This is a genomic window from Vibrio sp. (assembly GCF_984391705.1).
Map to the genome: position 1 here is coordinate 20,450 of NZ_CFHWOM010000009.1, position 13,501 is coordinate 33,950.

Annotated in this window: 13 protein-coding genes and 2 riboswitches; of the genes, 9 read left to right on the top strand and 4 right to left on the bottom strand. The window is 45.7% G+C overall.

What is annotated here, in order from left to right; translation table 11 throughout:
* Positions 1–12 precede the first annotated feature (12 nt).
* Together AC4MRV_RS08390 and AC4MRV_RS08395 are read left to right on the top strand one after the other, a co-directional pair.
* Entirely contained in the window at positions 13–360 is a 348-nt protein-coding gene (locus tag AC4MRV_RS08390) for a gamma-glutamylcyclotransferase family protein (RefSeq protein ID WP_491186978.1), read from the top strand.
* A 23-nt stretch (positions 361–383) separates the two neighbouring features.
* The gene (locus tag AC4MRV_RS08395; RefSeq protein ID WP_491186979.1) at positions 384–743 is read left to right on the top strand and encodes a DUF2799 domain-containing protein; all 360 of its coding nucleotides are present in this window, start codon (positions 384–386) and stop codon (positions 741–743) included.
* Between the two features lie 60 nt (positions 744–803).
* Here the strand turns inward: AC4MRV_RS08395 and ppa are convergent, their stop codons facing one another.
* Both ppa and fbp read right to left on the bottom strand, forming a co-directional pair.
* Positions 804–1,331, bottom strand: coding sequence for an inorganic diphosphatase (ppa, locus tag AC4MRV_RS08400; protein WP_491186980.1), 528 nt, complete (start codon positions 1,329–1,331; stop codon positions 804–806).
* Positions 1,332–1,494: 163 nt separating this feature from the next.
* A complete protein-coding gene (gene fbp / locus AC4MRV_RS08405) occupies positions 1,495–2,514 on the bottom strand; it encodes a class 1 fructose-bisphosphatase (protein WP_491186981.1) in 1,020 nt (339 codons plus the stop codon).
* A gap of 309 nt (positions 2,515–2,823) precedes the next feature.
* Between fbp and mpl the strand changes: the two genes are divergently transcribed.
* The 5 genes from mpl to thiQ all read left to right on the top strand — a co-directional run bounded on the left by mpl (position 2,824) and on the right by thiQ (position 8,374).
* Positions 2,824–4,185 (top strand): UDP-N-acetylmuramate:L-alanyl-gamma-D-glutamyl-meso-diaminopimelate ligase, encoded by a 1,362-nt coding sequence (gene mpl / locus AC4MRV_RS08410; protein WP_491186982.1) that lies wholly within the window; start codon positions 2,824–2,826, stop codon positions 4,183–4,185.
* 19 nt (positions 4,186–4,204) lie between these two features.
* Positions 4,205–4,828 (top strand): flavin prenyltransferase UbiX, encoded by a 624-nt coding sequence (locus AC4MRV_RS08415; protein WP_491186983.1) that lies wholly within the window; start codon positions 4,205–4,207, stop codon positions 4,826–4,828.
* Between the two features lie 52 nt (positions 4,829–4,880).
* Positions 4,881–5,010, top strand: a riboswitch (TPP riboswitch).
* 54 nt (positions 5,011–5,064) lie between these two features.
* Positions 5,065–6,072 carry a thiamine ABC transporter substrate binding subunit gene (thiB, locus tag AC4MRV_RS08420; RefSeq protein ID WP_491186984.1) on the top strand — a complete coding sequence of 336 codons (1,008 nt, stop codon included), beginning with the start codon at positions 5,065–5,067 and terminating at the stop codon, positions 6,070–6,072.
* Between the two features lie 9 nt (positions 6,073–6,081).
* Positions 6,082–7,686: a thiamine/thiamine pyrophosphate ABC transporter permease ThiP gene (gene thiP, locus AC4MRV_RS08425; RefSeq protein ID WP_491186985.1), complete on the top strand. Its 1,605-nt coding sequence runs from the start codon at positions 6,082–6,084 to the stop codon at positions 7,684–7,686.
* Positions 7,670–8,374, top strand: coding sequence for a thiamine ABC transporter ATP-binding protein (thiQ, locus tag AC4MRV_RS08430; RefSeq protein WP_491186986.1), 705 nt, complete (start codon positions 7,670–7,672; stop codon positions 8,372–8,374). The genes thiP and thiQ overlap by 17 nt, the downstream gene beginning before the upstream one ends.
* A 75-nt stretch (positions 8,375–8,449) precedes the next feature.
* Here thiQ and yjgA read toward each other — a convergent pair whose 3' ends face one another.
* Positions 8,450–8,977 (bottom strand): ribosome biogenesis factor YjgA, encoded by a 528-nt coding sequence (yjgA, locus tag AC4MRV_RS08435; protein WP_491186987.1) that lies wholly within the window; start codon positions 8,975–8,977, stop codon positions 8,450–8,452.
* A 108-nt stretch (positions 8,978–9,085) separates the two neighbouring features.
* Between yjgA and pmbA the strand changes: the two genes are divergently transcribed.
* Positions 9,086–10,429, top strand: a complete 1,344-nt coding sequence (pmbA, locus tag AC4MRV_RS08440; protein WP_491186988.1) for a metalloprotease PmbA — start codon at positions 9,086–9,088, stop codon at positions 10,427–10,429.
* A 62-nt stretch (positions 10,430–10,491) separates the two neighbouring features.
* On the opposite strand, the gene lysC is transcribed toward pmbA, so the two are convergent.
* Positions 10,492–11,844, bottom strand: coding sequence for a lysine-sensitive aspartokinase 3 (lysC, locus tag AC4MRV_RS08445; protein WP_491186989.1), 1,353 nt, complete (start codon positions 11,842–11,844; stop codon positions 10,492–10,494).
* A 107-nt stretch (positions 11,845–11,951) separates the two neighbouring features.
* Positions 11,952–12,129: riboswitch (Lysine riboswitch) on the bottom strand.
* Between the two features lie 225 nt (positions 12,130–12,354).
* Between lysC and AC4MRV_RS08450 the strand changes: the two genes are divergently transcribed.
* Positions 12,355–13,476, top strand: a complete 1,122-nt coding sequence (locus AC4MRV_RS08450) for a pyridoxal-phosphate-dependent aminotransferase family protein (protein WP_491186990.1) — start codon at positions 12,355–12,357, stop codon at positions 13,474–13,476.
* Positions 13,477–13,501 lie beyond the last annotated feature (25 nt).

Here is a 13,501-nt window from a genome sequence, read left to right on the forward strand (position 1 = left end):
CAGGGAAAGGCGATGCAACATCTATTATTTGTTTACGGTACCTTGCGTAAAGGGGAAAGTAATCAGGGCTTTCTTGAAGCGGCTGAATTTTTGGGATGTCATGAAACGCCTCCTGAGTACGCGCTTTATGATTTAGGTGCGTATCCTGCTGTAACTGAAGGCCATAGCTCGATTACCGGTGAAGTTTACCTCATTGATGATGAAACGTTAGCTCGAGTCGATGAACTGGAAGACGTACCAGTCGAGTACCGACGTGAGCAAATTGAAACACCGTTTGGGCGAGCTTGGATTTATTTGTATCAAGACACCAGTCAGTTAGATAGCTTGTTGGCTTCTGGAGATTGGTGCCAGCGCGTTTAGAGCGTTTATTTGGAGGGATGGAGATGAATAAAGTCATTATCACCGCATTTATTTTTTTACTTGCTGGATGCAGTGCTTTACCTATCCCCCAGTCGGGCTCTGTCACTGATTGGAAAGCTTACGGTGAGCAGAGAGGTCAGAAAGGATTGCTCAAGCAAACGGAATCGCGATTGGCTAAACAAGATAAAACGGGAACATTTAATCGTGCGCTGTATGCAGCCTATCTAGAGGGTTACCAACAAGGTCGTTTGATTTACTGTGAACAAAACCCATATATGCTAGGAGTTGTGGGAAAACCTTATTATGGGGTGTGTGATGATCTCAACCCATTTTATTATCAAGATTATATGTCTGGCCGAAGTGCCACGGCAGGACGTTTATAAAGAAGCCCGCTGAATGCGGGCTTTTTAAATGCGGTTTTAGTTAGGCTCTCGCAGAGAGGTTTATTTTTGCGCGCGTTCGTAAGACTCTAGGATTTCTTGGCGAGCGGCTGCTACATCTTGCCAACCATCGACTTTCACCCATTTACCCGACTCAAGCTCCTTGTAACGTTCGAAGAAGTGCGTGATCTGCGCTTTAAGCAGCTCTGGAATATCCCCAACATCTTGAATGTGATCATATTCTTTTGACAATTTAGAATGCGGTACAGCAACAACTTTTGCATCTTCACCTGATTCATCGGTCATTTTTAATACGCCAACTGGGCGACAACGAATGACCGAACCTGGCATTAGTGGGTGCGGAGTCGGGACCAGCACATCCACAGGATCACCATCAAGCGAGAGTGTGTGATTTACGTAGCCGTAGTTACATGGGTAGAACATAGGAGCCGACATAAAGCGGTCGACAAATACTGCGCCAGAGTCTTTGTCGACTTCGTATTTAATCGGATCAGCGTTTGCGGGAATCTCAATAACTACATAGATATCATCTGGAAGAGATTTGCCTGCTGGTACGTTGTTTAAGCTCATTGCTAAAGTTCCTTTTTGTAGAAGTATGGGCTGAAATTTAACCAAAATACCTTACTGCTAAACTCGGTTTTTTGTAAATGTGTAAGGCGAGACTTTGCTCAAGAAAATCAGATTAATCAATACTGATTATAGAAAAGGCGCTCGATGAGCGCCTTAAGGGAAGTTATTGGTCTTCGTCTCGATTGAGTTCTAGGAATTCCTCAACCTTTTTCACCATGTTGGTTGAGCCGACAAAGAAAGGAACACGCTGGTGTAACTCGGTTGGCTTGATATCCATGATTCGATTGACACCGTCAGACGCCACACCGCCAGCTTGCTCAATAATGTAGGCCATTGGATTGCACTCATACAGTAAGCGCAACTTACCGTTTGGATGGCTCTGGGTACTTGGATATAAGTAGATACCGCCTTTTAGTAAGTTGCGATGGAAGTCTGCTACCAATGAACCGATATAGCGCGAAGTGTATGGACGCTTCTCGCTAGGCGCGTTTTCTTGGCAGTACTTGATGTATTTCTTCACGCCCATAGGGAAGCGAATGTAGTTGCCTTCATTGATAGAGTAGATAGTCCCATCTTCAGGGATCATCATATTTTCATGTGACAAACAGAAAGTGCCTAATGATGGATCGTAAGTAAAGCCATTCACACCGTTACCTGTGGTGTAAACCAACATGGTTGACGAACCATAGATCACATAGCCTGCAGCAACTTGTTTGTGACCTGGTTGAAGGAAGTCCTCTTCCGTTGGCGGTGTACCAATCGGTGATACGCGACGGTAGATAGAGAAGATAGTACCAACCGACACGTTAACGTCGATGTTTGAAGAACCATCTAATGGGTCCATCAATACAACGTATTTAGCGTTTTTGTTGAGTTCTTTGTTAAATGCTACCGCTTCGTCTTCTTCCTCACTCGCGACACCACAAACTTGGTCACGAGCTTCGAGTGCTGCTTTAAACTTATCGTTGGCGTAAACATCAAGTTTTTGCTGATCTTCACCTTGGACGTTTTCAGAACCTACTGCCCCGGTAATATCACCAAGGCCAGCGGCATTGATTTCTCGGTTTACAATTTTAGCAGCAAGGCGAATTGAAGAAAGTAGGGATGATAGATCACCGCTAGCGTGGGGGAAGTCCGCTTGCTTTTCAACAATGAACTCGCCAAGGGTGCGCATTCCAGACATGGTTATTCCTTTAAAAGTCGCTCAAAAATAAGGGGAGTGGACAGTGTCGATCTCTTACGGATCTTTAATCAGCGCCCGAATTAATTTTAAAAGTAAGATCTTTTTATTGGTAATGAACTAACTGTTTGAGATCTCAATTTATTTGTCGACTTGATAATGGTTTTCATACCCAACTATTCACTGTATGTCGTGTGTAAAGATTGTTCAATTAAGTTAGGCTTGCGTCATTCAGTGATCAAAGTAGTTCGCTTTTCAGGGCTTTATCGCCATAATGTCGAGACAATTATTTGCCTGATACAGGGTCAGTTTATGCATATTCATATCTTGGGAATTTGTGGCACGTTTATGGGTGGAGCCGCGGTATTGGCTCGTCAGCTTGGTCACAAAGTGACGGGAAGCGACGCGAATGTTTATCCTCCCATGAGTACCTTGCTTGAGTCTCAAGGTATTGAAATCATTGAGGGCTTTGACCCATCTCAGCTTGATCCAGCTCCTGACCTCGTGGTTATTGGCAATGCGATGAGTCGTGGCAACCCTTGTGTTGAACATGTGCTTAATAGCAATCTACGCTACACCTCGGGTCCTCAATGGTTACAAGAGTTTTTACTGCATGATCGTTGGGTGTTAGCGGTATCTGGTACCCATGGTAAAACCACCACTTCCAGCATGCTCGCTTGGATCTTAGAAGAGTGTGGTTATCAGCCGGGCTTTTTGGTCGGCGGCGTATTGGGTAACTTTGGTGTATCTGCGCGACTAGGTGAAAGCATGTTCTTTGTTGTTGAAGCAGACGAATATGACAGTGCTTTTTTCGATAAACGTTCTAAGTTTGTTCATTACCACCCACGTACTTTAGTGATGAACAATCTAGAGTTCGACCATGCTGATATTTTTGATGATCTTGAAGCCATTAAACGTCAGTTCCACCACTTAGTTCGCACCGTTCCAGGCAATGGTAGAATCTTGGCTCCCAAGCAAGATAGCGCTTTGGCTGATGTACTTGAGCGAGGTTGCTGGAGCGAAACTGAGTTCAGTGGCGAGCAAGGAGATTGGCAAGCGGAAAAAGTCGTCAATGATGGTTCTCGCTTTAAGGTTTTCTTCCAAGGCAGTCAAGTCGGCGAAGTGTGTTGGGATTTAGTTGGAGATCATAATGTCGACAATGCCTTAATGGCGATAGCGGCAGCGAGGCATGTTGGTGTAACACCAGATCTTGCATGCGAAGCGCTTGGAAAGTTTATCAACACTAAGCGACGTTTAGAGTTAAAGGGCGAAGTTGAAGGTGTGACGGTTTACGACGATTTTGCCCATCACCCAACGGCGATTGAACTAACCTTAGGTGGATTACGTAACAAAGTCGGTCAAAATCGAATCTTTGCGGTACTTGAGCCACGCAGCGCAACCATGAAACGCGGTGTGCACAAGGAAACTCTTGCCGCTTCTCTTCATGCGGCTGATTCAGTCTTTCTCTACCAGCCTGAGACCATTGATTGGTCTGTAGAGGAGGTCGCTAAACAGTGTGCTCAATCAGCGTACACATCAGACAGTGTTGATGATTTAGTCACGATGATTGCAGAGCAAGCTCAGCCAGGTGATCAGATTCTGGTAATGAGTAATGGCGGTTTCGAAGGCATTCACAACAAGTTGCTCAATAAATTGGCGGCCAAGAAAAATTAGCAAATAAGAAATACTTTCAATGAATAAAACAGATAAAGCGATCACTTTAGCATTCACTGGTGCCTCTGGCGCACCTTATGGCCTGCGCCTTTTGGAGTGTTTGATCGCGGCAGATTACCAAGTCTTTCTTTTGATCTCTTCCGCGGCTCGCGTCGTGTTGGCTACCGAACATGGGCTAAAGTTGTCTGCCAATCCAGACTCTGCTAAGCAAGCGTTGGTGGACCATCTCAAATGCGATGCGGATAAACTGGTTGTATGCGGTAAGGATGACTGGTTCTCACCTGTGGCATCAGGCTCTGCGGCTCCGAAGCAAATGGTTGTTTGCCCTTGCTCTGCTGGTAGTGTCGCGGCGATCGCCCACGGGATGTCGGATAATCTGATTGAACGTGCAGCCGATGTGGTGATGAAAGAGCGTGGTCAACTTTTATTAGTAGTGCGTGAAACGCCTTTTTCTACGCTACACCTTGAAAATATGCATAAACTGTCCCAAATGGGCGTAACGATTATGCCAGCCGCTCCAGGTTTTTATCACCAGCCTAAATCAATTGAAGATTTGATCGACTTTATGGTCGCTCGTATTTTGGATCATCTAGGTGTGGAACAAGGTTTGGTTCCTCGCTGGGGGTATGACCACCGAGATTAATGGTTAGAGGAACGACTCTAGCTATTGAGTCTCATAACTATTACAATCAAGCCGATACTCATCGGGGAGCTATTCATTGTTTCAATGAAGCTGAGATCGAACTTTACCATTGATTGGTGAAAGTCGGGACCCGTAGACCTGAACCAGATAATGCTGGCGTAGGAATTGAGTTAGGACATACTGGCAATGTTACATGTCCCTCAAACCTGTGCCGCTCAACAAGGAGAGAGCGAGCAGTGAAAACCACTCTGAGCACCATTTCTTTTAGCGCGATTGCGTTAGCAACCCTATCTTCATTTTCAGCTGTAGCGGCAGACAAAACGCTAACAGTTTATACCTACGATTCTTTTGCTGCCGATTGGGGCCCAGGTCCTAAAGTGGAGCAAGCATTCGAAGCCAAGTGCGGCTGTGATGTGAATTTTGTAGCCTTGGACGATGGTGTGTCGATCCTGAACCGCTTGCGCTTAGAAGGGAAAAATAGCAAAGCAGATATCGTATTAGGTCTAGATAACAATTTGATGGCGGAAGCGAAGAAGACGGGCTTGCTAGCTGAGCACAGCGTTGATACGGCTTCCGTTACACTGCCAAATGGTTGGGATGACAAGACATTTGTACCTTATGACTTCGGTTATTTTGCGTTTGTTTACAACAAAGAGAAGTTGGCGAACCCTCCAAAAAGCTTGAAGGAGCTGGTTGAGTCTCGTGACGATTTGAAGGTCATATATCAAGACCCGCGTACATCAACGCCAGGTCAAGGCCTGATGTTGTGGATGAAGTCTATTTATGGTGATGACGCGGCTCAAGCTTGGCAAAATCTAGCGAAAAAGACAGTTACGGTAACCAAAGGTTGGTCAGAAGCTTACTCTATGTTTTTAGAAGGCGAGTCTGACTTAGTGCTGTCTTACACCACGTCGCCAGCCTACCACTTGATTGCTGAAAATGACGCTAAGTTTGCCGCGGCTGACTTTAGCGAAGGTCACTACACACAAGTTGAAGTGGCAGCGAAAGTTAAGGCTTCAAGCAACCAAGCATTGGCTGATGAATTTATGGCGTTTATCTTAAGTGATGATTTCCAATCTGTGATGCCAACGGGCAACTGGATGTACCCAGTGACCAACGTAGAGCTGCCAACAGGATTTGAAACATTAACTGTACCTAGTAAGGCGCTTAGCTTCAGTGCGGATAAAGTAGCGGAGAACCGTAAATCTTGGATCCGTGAATGGCAAAGTGCGCTAACTTTCTAAGGGTATTCTTTGCGTAGTATTCCCAAAATAGGCTTAGGGGTCGCGGTTTTTATCGCGGCCTTTGTTGTTTCTGCCTTGGCTGCTTTATTGATTGAAGCGCCGTCTTTAAATCTCTCTGAGGTGTGGCAAGATCCTTACTATCGTCATGTCACTAAGTTCAGTTTTTACCAATCTTTTCTTTCGACCTTACTAAGTGTTGGGCTGGCGATTCCGGTTGCACATGCGCTTTCTCGTAGAGATTTTCCTGGCAAGAAATTATTGCTAAAGCTGTTTGCGACTACCTTGGTGTTGCCAGTACTAGTCGGTGTATTTGGGTTACTAGCCATATATGGTAATAGTGGTTTGCTGGCAGATGGTTTTGCTTATTTTGATAGTAGGTTGCCTTTTTCCATCTATGGCTTAAATGGAATCTTACTTGCGCATGTGTTTTTTAACTTACCTTATGCAAGTCGGTTGCTGCTCCAGTCTTTAGAATCGATTCCTGAAGAACAACACAAGCTCTGTGCACATCTAGGTATGAAGCCTTGGCAAAAGTTCGTATGGGTCGAGTGGCCACGAATGAAACAGCAACTTGCGCATGTTTGCGGTTTAGTATTTATGCTCTGCTTTACCAGCTTTGCTACTGTAATGGCTTTGGGGGGCGGGCCCAAATCGACCACAATTGAGTTAGCGATTTATCAAGCGATCAAATTTGATTTCGACCTTCAAGCTGGGGCCTTATTGGCGATTTGGCAGATGACTCTGTGTGGTTTGATGGCTTTGATTATTCAGCGTTTGGGTAAGCCCATATCTGTTAGCTCGGTTGGCAGTGCAAGGCGCCAATACTTAACTGGGGAAAGCTGGCGAACGAAGGTATGGGATTATAGTTGGATTGGGTTTTCTTCCATGTTGGTTTTGCCGCCGTTGGTGATGGTGGTGTTGAGTGGAATCAATAGCCAAGTTTACCAAGTGTTTACTGACCAGCGCTTCTGGTTAGCTCTTTGGGCCTCATTGAAAGTGGCGACGTTAGCCAGCTTTATTGCTTTATTGGCAGGTATAGCCATCTTGATGACAAGCCGACGACTACGGCTGAACGCAAGAGAGCGGCGAGCTGATAATATTGAGCTTATCGGTACGATTATTTTGGTCACGCCAGGCTTGGTTGTGTCGACTGGGCTATTTTTGTTATTGCGTTCATTTACCGACGTATTCAGTTTAGCTTTTTTTGTTGTGGTATCAGTTAACGCTCTAATGGGGTTACCGTATGTGATTAAAACCCTATCGCAACCGATGCTTCAGGTCGAACAACAGTACCAATACCTCTGTGCCAGTTTGGGGATGAAAGGATGGCAGCGTTTTCTGATTGTAGAATGGAAAGCGTTAAAAAAACCGATGGCACATGCGTTTGCTATTAGTTTTATGTTTGCGATTGGCGACCTCAGTGCTATTGCTCTGTTTGGCAGTCAAGAATTTCGCACCCTACCACTCTATTTGTTTCAGCTATTAGGCAGTTATCAAATGGAGGCGGCGGCAGTGGTTTCCGTGACATTGCTGTTACTTAGCGTGGGATGTTTCACGCTCATCGAAACGCTGTTTAAAGTCAATAATAAGGTCAATCATGCTGTCTCTGAGTAACGTAGATTACTACTATCACAATGAATTATTTCACTTTGATGTGTCGATTGAGCAAGGTGCTATTGCGGCATTAATGGGACCTAGTGGGGCTGGCAAATCCACTTTATTGGCTTTGGTTGCTGGCTTTATTGAGCCAGTGAAAGGTTCAATTTGCGTTAAGGGAGAGGAAATTGTTGGTTTACCGCCTTATCAACGCCCTTTTGCCATGCTGTTTCAAGAGCACAATCTCTTTGCTCACTTAACGGTTCGTCAGAATATTGGCTTAGGTTTGCACCCGGGGTTAAAACTTAGCGATGCTCAGCAGCAACAAGTGAAGCTTGCGGCTAAACAAGTTGGGGTAGATGGGTACCTTGACCGGTTACCAGAACAGTTATCAGGAGGCCAGCGTCAACGAGTGGCACTCGCTCGCTGTTTTGTCCAGCCACATCCTGTTTGGTTATTGGATGAGCCTTTTTCTGCCCTTGATCCTATCTTACGTGAAGAAATGTTAGCGCTGGTGGCAAAACTCGCCAAAGAAAGAAACATTACCGTGCTGATGGTGACTCATCATATTAGTGATGCGAAAGCGATAGCCTCTGACTTTATCTTTGTTACGAATGGGAAAGTTGAAGTGGCGGGAGATATTTCGCAGTTAGTTTCAAACCATGACAACCCTGCCTTGAGCGAGTTTGTGAGGGCTGGGGAGTAATCGAACGTTGGCAAGCTAGCTGAGGTGTAAAAAAGGATTGATGTATTAGCATCAATCCTTTTTAGTTTTTGAGCTTTAGAACTCTTCGTCACTCAGTGCTTTTAGTACTTGGAAGATCTCGCGGTATGCTTTCGCTGGCTTACCCGATTTTTTCTCTTTAGCCGCCTGGCGAGCGAGCTGGCGTAGGCGTTGACGATCGGCGCTTGGGTAAAGCTCCATTGCGTCACCAATCGCTGCATCCCCCTCTTCAACGATGCGGTCACGCAGCTGTTCTAGCTTGTGGAGGTGCGCCGTTGCTTGTGAGTGCTTGTTGCGTACTTTATCTAATGCAGCTTGTAGTGGCTCAGGGTCTTCAAAGCGCATGAGTTTGCCAATGTATTGCAATTGGCGACGACGCGCTTCGTTTTTGAAGCGTTGAGCATCTTTGATTGCTTCGGCTAAGTCTTCACTCAGCGGAAACTTCTCAAGGACAGAAGGTTTCAGGCTTGCAAGCTCTTCACCCAGTTGCTGCAGCTCTTCCATGTCGCGTTTCATCTCGGTCTTACTTACCCAGATGATTTCTTCTTCCTCTTCCCATGGCGCTTTTTGGTTTTTACGTGCCATCTCTTTGCCTTAATTTGACCATCTATTTCTCTATTTTAACAAGAATCATGGGGAGAAAGCGAAATTCTTGTTATCCTAGAGAGAACAAATCTTTAGAACTAAGTTGATATGGACGTAAGAGAGCAAGTTGCTCAACAGCGTGTTGAGCTTGAAGCCGCAGTCGCTAAAGCATTAGAAATGGCTGCAGAAAAGTCTGATGGTGCGGAAGTTGCGATCACTAAAACCACTGGCCTGAGTGTCTCTACTCGCATGTGTGAAGTGGAAAATGTGGAATTTAATAGTGACGGTGCGTTGGGTATTACGGTTTACCGCGGTCAACGTAAGGGCAGTGCTTCAACCTCTGACTTAAGTGAAAAAGCGATTCAACAAACCGTATTGGCTGCGCTCGATATTGCTCAGTATACCTCTGAAGATCCTTACGCTGGTCCCGCGCCTAAAGAGTTGATGGTCAAAGAGATCCCTGACTTGGATCTATTCCACCCAGACACGCCTGATCCAGACTATGCTGCCCAGGTTGCAATTGCCTCTGAGAAAGCTGCGCTTGAGTACAGCGATAAAATTAAACAAAGCGATGGTGCGAGTTACGATAGCCATTATGGACTGAAGGTATATGGCAATAGCCATGGCTTGTTGGCTAGTTATGCATCTAGCCGTCATAGCACTAGCTGCTGTGTGATTGGACAGGGTGCCAATGGTGAGATGGAACGTGACTACGATTATACCGTTTCTCGCCACAAAGATGATCTTTGGTCTCCAGAGGCTGTTGGCTTGAAAGCTGCTGAAAAGACTATCAGCCGTTTAGATGCGCAGAAGCTAAAAACGGGTCAGTATCCAGTGATGTTTGCAGCGGACGTTGCGACGGGATTGATTGGCCATTTAGTCATGGCGATTAGTGGTGGCAACTTATACCGAAAATCGTCATTCTTACTGGATCAATTGGGCGAGAAGGTTCTACCTGATTGGTTCAATATTGCAGAAAAACCGCATGTGCTGCGTGGTCTCGCATCTAGCCCTTTTGATAGTGAAGGTGTCTTTACCCAAGATCGAGAGATCATTACCGATGGCGTGCTGGCGACGTATCTGCTGACAAGCTACGCGGCACGTAAGATGGATATGACGCCAACAGGTCATGCTGGTGGTATTCACAACTGGTTTGTTCAATCAACGGGCCAGAGCTTTGAACAGATGCTGAAAGAATTGGGCACAGGTTTGCTAGTGACTGAAACAATGGGCCAAGGGGTCAATGTTGTGACTGGTGACTACTCACGTGGTGCTGCTGGTTTCTGGGTTGAGAATGGTCAAATTCAATATCCAGTATCTGAAATTACCATTGCTGGTAACTTAAAGCAGATGTTCCAGCAAATTGTTGCAGTTGGTAATGATGTGGAAACACGTTCTCAAATCCAAACTGGCTCAATTTTGCTTGAGTCTATGAAGGTTGCTGGCGAGTAGCAACTCCCTATACTTTGGCTTGAATAATAAAAGGTTGGCGTAGTGCCAACCTTTTGTTTTTCTTAGCCCTCAAACAACTCAGTGTGCAGCTTTTGGATCGCTTGCTTTGAGACGGACTCATGCACTAAGAAGCAGAGGTTGTGCGGACTTGCACCGTAACAGATCATTCGCAAGTTGAAATCCTCAAGTGTTCCAAAGACTTGTTTCGCATAGCCTTTGCTTTCGCTCATGTTGTTGCCGATAAGGGCAACCAGACATAAGTTGTGCTCGACGTCGACGCTACATAGCTCTTCCAACTCAATACGGGCAGCTTCAGGTAGTTGAGGGGCTCCGCCTGAGGTATCGGTTTGATCCAATGTTAACGAAACGCTGATCTCTGAGGTGGTGATTAAATCCACCGAAACTTTGTGTTTGGCTAATATTTCAAACACTCGCGCTAAAAAGCCGTAAGCGTGGAACATTTTTGCGCTACGCAGAGTGACCATCGTCTGGTTACAGCGCAGGGCCAATGCACGAAATAGCGGAGAGCTTTCTACCTGATGGCGAATCCACGTCCCACCTTTTTCAGGCTCTTTGGATGAGCCGACAAAGACAGGAATATCGTGACGCAAGGCGGGTACTAAGGTCGAAGGGTGTAAGATCTTCGCACCAAAGTTTGCCATTTCTGATGCTTCGCTAAAGCTGATTTCTGGGATTGGAGATGCCTTTGGTGCGATGCGAGGGTCTGTGGTGTAGATTCCAGGGACATCAGTCCATATCTCTAGGCCAGATGCTTGTACCGCTTCTGCAATGAGGGCTGCACTATAGTCGCTACCACCGCGTCCTAGTGTAGTGGTATTGCCTTCGCCATCTGAACCAATAAAACCTTGGGTTACGACAACAAAATCTTGGCATAGGGGAAGCAGTTTCTCTTCAGCCAGTTGACGTATGTTCTCTAGTTCGGGTTCTGCTTTACCAAAGTTACTGTCAGTACGAAGCACATCGCGAATGTCAAAACGAGTTGCAGCAACTCCTCGTTCTTTCATTAGTTGAGTAAGAAGGTGGGTAGACATTAGTTCCCCACATGCGACTAGATGATCGGTGAGTTTACTGCTGGCTTGAATAGAAGCGGCTTCTGCAAGGCTAGTGACAGTATCGAGGATAGTGTATACCTCGGCTGCCGCTTGTGCGGAATCTTCAAGTTGGTCCAATACCGCATTATGGATTTCAGCGAGTTTGGTTAATATTTCACTACGCTGCACTTGATCTTGAACGCCATTGGCGAGTTCGACTAACAGGTTTGTGACACCTGAACATGCACTGCTAACAACTAATTTGGTATTTGGATTTGATTCGATAATGGCTGCACAGCGGCTCATAGCCTCAAAATTTGCAACACTGGTTCCACCAAACTTAGCAACATTGAAATTGCCCACGGCATTTCTCCCACGACTTCCTGAAAATAAAACTGGGTGTTAACCCAACATCCGATGTTTGCTTGAAGAGAGAATGAGCGAAAGAGAGGTATTCTAAATATATGACTAACCTCAGAAGCTCATCATCAGGCTGTGCTGATGACAGTTGATGGGACTCAACCCAAGTCAACCGACAAACCAAAACCACACTTCTGGTTTACCTCGGCACTACTCCCCCTCAGTGAGCTGTATTGGAATTGTGGTTCCACAACACACCTACCTGGGTAGTGCTCCTCTTCTGCAACAAGTTACGTTGCGTGGCATAAATATTCGCCACTTATCCAGCATTGAACGTTTTTATGTGACCAATGTCAATGGGAATTTGTAACTTTATGCTCTTTATAAATTAACAAACTTGTGACACTGGTTTGACCTCAATACTTTGGGCTAATTGCTGATACGTTTGAATTGGATTATGGTGAGTCAATAACCATCGATAGAACAATAAAATAGTTTGCAAAGGAGCTGCCAATGACGATTCAAAGTTTTATTCCCCCGCACCGTATCTTAATGGGCCCAGGCCCTTCAGATATCTCACCTCAAGTATTGCAGGCGTTGAGTCGTCCTACTGTTGGCCACTTAGACCCTCTGTTCATCAACATGATGGATGAGTTAAAACAATTACTTAAGTATGCTTTCCAAACAGAAAATGAATTTACCATCGCCGTTTCAGCTCCTGGTAGTGCAGGTATGGAAACCTGTTTTGTAAACTTGATAGAGCCGAGAGAAAAAGTGATTGTTTGCCGTAATGGTGTGTTTGGAGAACGCATGCGTGAGAACGTTGTGCGAGCGGGCGGTATCGCGGAAGTGGTGGACGATGAGTGGGGCGCACCAGTATCGATTGAAAAGGTTGAACAAGCGTTAAAAGCTAACCCTGACGCCAAAATTCTTGCCTTTGTTCACGCAGAAACATCGACAGGAGCATGCACTGATGCCGAAGCTTTAGGTAAATTAGCCAAGCAATATGGTGTACTTACAATTGTGGATGCAGTGACATCTTTGGGTGGTGTTCCGCTAAAGGTCGATGAGTGGCAGTTAGACGCGGTTTACTCGGGCAGTCAGAAGTGTTTGTCGTGTGTTCCAGGGCTTTCTCCTGTGACGTTCTCACAAGCTGCGATTGACAAGATTCAAGCGAGGACGACGCCAGTTCAGAGTTGGTTCCTGGATCAGAGTTTGGTTTTGGGTTACTGGAGTGGTGAAGGTAAACGCAGTTACCACCATACAGCCCCCGTTAATAGCTTGTATGCGTTGCATGAGTCTTTGCTTATTTTGAAAAATGAAGGACTCGAAAATGCCTGGAATCGTCATCGTGATATGCACGATAAGTTAAAAGCTGGATTGGAAAAGCTTGGTTTTGAGTTTGTTGTTCAAGAGAGCTCACGTTTACCTCAATTGAATGCGATTTATATCCCGGAGGGAGTGGATGATGGCAAGGTGCGTAGTCATTTGCTCGAAACGTACAATTTAGAAATTGGTGCTGGCTTAGGCGCGCTTGCTGGAAAAGCATGGCGCATCGGTTTGATGGGCTATGGTGCGAGAGCAGAAAATGTCGCACTTTGTCTAAGAGCGCTTGAAGAATCGATGAGTCAATAAAGAAAAGGCGACCTCGAGGTCGCCT